This is a genomic window from Hymenobacter sp. AT01-02 (assembly GCF_000961955.2).
Lineage (GTDB): Bacteria > Bacteroidota > Bacteroidia > Cytophagales > Hymenobacteraceae > Hymenobacter > Hymenobacter mucosus.
Genome location: NZ_JZIR02000197.1, coordinates 1 through 1,078, shown reverse-complemented (window position 1 = coordinate 1,078; position 1,078 = coordinate 1). Strand labels below are relative to the sequence as shown.

Annotated in this window: 1 pseudogene; it reads right to left on the bottom strand. The window is 57.9% G+C overall.

Annotated features, from left to right (window positions below):
- Window positions 1–127: 127 nt before the first annotated feature.
- Window positions 128–1,078: pseudogene (locus VI25_RS22305) on the bottom strand (GH92 family glycosyl hydrolase); the annotation flags it as partial.

The window sequence follows — 1,078 nt, the reverse complement described above, 5'->3', positions numbered from 1 at the left end:
CGACCCTGGACGAAGGATCTGCGGTTCATGGCGGTGGGTAGGATGGAGGTGGGAGGCACTACGCGGCTGCCTGGGCCGCCCAGCCACCCCGGTAGGTGACCAGTGCCCCGAGCAGCCGCGCGGCGGGTTACTTGGCTTTCGACACGGAGAAGGGAGCGGCATCGGCTTTGGTACCGCGGCTCTTGTTGGGCGTCGCGCTCATATCAAAGTCGAGGGTAGCGCCTTTCAGCAGTTCCCCATGGCTGAGGTAGTTCTTATCGTAGGTCTGGCCGTTCATCGTCAGCTGGTTCACGTAGCGGTTCTCGCTGGAGTTGTTGCTGGCGTTAAGCACGATGTCCTTGCCTGAGGGTAAGTGCAAGGTAGCCTTGGGGAAGAGGGGCGCCCCCAGCACGTACTGGTCGGTGCCAGGGCAGACGGGGTAGAAACCCAGCGCCGAGAAAACGTACCACGCCGACGTCTGGCCGTTGTCTTCGTCGCCGCAGTAGCCGTCGGAAGTAGGTAAGTACATGCGGTTCATTACCTCACGCACCCAGTACTGCGTTTTCCAGGGCTGTCCGGCGTAGTTATACAGGTAAGGCATGTGCTGAATAGGCTGGTTGCCGTGGGCGTAGTTGCCCATGTTGGCAATCTGCATCTCCCGGATTTCGTGGATTACCTGCCGTAATAGGAGTCGTCGAACACGGGGGGCAGGGTAAAGACGGTGTCTAGCTGGGCCACAAACTTCTCCTTACCACCCATCAAATCCACTAGTCCCTGCACATCGTGAAACACCGACCAGGTGTAGTGCCAGCTGTTGCCTTCGGTGAAGGCGTCGCCCCACTTGAAAGGGTTAAAGGGTTTTTGGAAGGTACCATCCTGGTTTTTACCTCGCATCAGGCCCGTTTCTTTGTCGAACAGGTTGCGGTAGTTCTGGCTGCGCTTGGCGTACAGGTTGATTTCCTTTTTGGGCCGCTTCAGCGCTTTCGCCAATTGGTAGATGGTAAAATCATCGTAGGCGTACTCCAGGGTGCGGGCCGCGTTTTCGTTGATCTTTACGTCGTAGGGCACGTAGCCCAGCTTGTTGTAGTACTCTACCCCC